This window comes from Corynebacterium sp. HMSC05H05, from assembly GCF_001807265.1.
Lineage (GTDB): Bacteria > Actinomycetota > Actinomycetes > Mycobacteriales > Mycobacteriaceae > Corynebacterium.
Map to the genome: position 1 here is coordinate 1 of NZ_KV788415.1, position 1,441 is coordinate 1,441.

At 59.0% G+C, this 1,441-nt stretch carries 1 protein-coding gene; it reads right to left on the reverse strand.

All coding sequences use genetic code 11. The annotated features are described in order from the left end of the window. Positions 1-35 precede the first annotated feature (35 nt). Positions 36-1,385: an IS256 family transposase gene (locus tag HMPREF3151_RS10430; protein WP_070475668.1), complete on the reverse strand. Its 1,350-nt coding sequence runs from the start codon at positions 1,383-1,385 to the stop codon at positions 36-38. Between the last annotated feature and the right edge of the window lie 56 nt (positions 1,386-1,441).

The following is a 1,441-nucleotide window of genomic DNA, read 5'->3' on the forward strand; positions in this document are numbered from 1 at the left end:
GAGAGTGTCCGATTCTTTGTGTGCGGGGGTTTGGTTTACAAGTAGTCCGCGAATCGGTCGGGGTAAGCCACGGCTAGTTGGTTGATGGCTTGTTTCCACCCGGTGGCTTTCGCTCCTTCAATATAGCCGTTGCATTCAACGTCGCGCTTTGCTTTCTTCGCTCGCTGGGCGGCGCGCTTGTCTTCGATGTTGCAGATCATCAGCCACAGCGTCTTCAGCGCCGCAGTATCGTTCGGGAATTGGCCCCGGTTACGGGTAGCTTTACGCAATTCAGCATTGAGCGATTCGATCGAATTGGTGGTGTAGAGCACCCGGCGTGCCGCCGGCGGGAACTGCAGAAACGGCACGAACCGCTCCCACGCGTCGCGCCAGACTTTGACCGACTGCGGGTATTTCCGGCCCAGTTCACTGGCCTCAAACGCATCCAAGCTGGCACGTGCGGTGTCCTCGTTGGCGGCCGTGTAGACCTCACGCAGCGCCCGGGAAACGGGTTTGCGGTCCTGGTAGGACACCCACCGGTTCGCAGCTCGAATCAGGTGCACAATGCAGGTCTGCACCATGGAATTCGGCCAGGTGGCCTCCACGGCTTCCGGCAGGCCTTTGAGCCCGTCGCAGCACACGATGAACACGTCCTGGACACCGCGGTTGGCCAGGTCCGCGCACACCGATGCCCAGAATGCAGCGCCTTCATTTTCCGCGATCCACAATCCCAGGATGTGCTTGATGCCGTCCATGTCGACACCAACCGCCATGTAGCAGGACTTGTTGACCACGCGGTGGCCGTCACGGATCTTCACGCGTAGCGCGTCGAGGAAGATCACCGGGTAAAACTCGTCAAGCTGGCGGTTTTGCCAAATCATGACCTCGTCTAACACCGCATCGGTAATGGTGCTGATCGTATCCGGGCTCATATCCACCCCGAGCGTGGTTGCCAGATGGTGCTGAATATCGCGCACGGTCATCCCGCCGGCGTACAGCGAGACGATCATGTCATCGAGCTCAGTCAGCCGGCGTGCACCTTTGGGCACCATCTTCGGAGCAAACGTGCCGGCACGATCCCTGGGCACGGTCACTTCTACCGCGCCGTAGCCGGAATTGACGGTCTTGGTGTACGACCCGTTGCGGTGATTGTTCGCCTGTGCGGTTTCCACCTGGGCTTTGGTCTTGCGGTCGGAATGGCCGTAGCCCAAATGCGCATCCATCTCCGCCTGCAAACCAGCGTTGATCGATGCCTGTAGCAGGCCTTTGACCAGCTCGCTTGCATCATCGGCGGAGGTCGACAGCTCGCTGATCAAGCTGGCAAGCTCAGGGTTTTCCATCAGCTTCTCGCTGATCTCGTTGACCCTCGCCGGGTCATGGTTTTTCTTCGGTGACACCGTAGTCATTATCGGTGAAACTCCTTCTAGATCAGAGCCTCACACACAAACTTCCTGACACCCTC

Bases quoted from the DNA above. Each gene is read 5' to 3' on its own strand.
- HMPREF3151_RS10430 (WP_070475668.1), bottom strand. From the start codon at position 1,385: ATGACTACGGTGTCACCGAAGAAAAACCATGACCCGGCGAGGGTCAAC.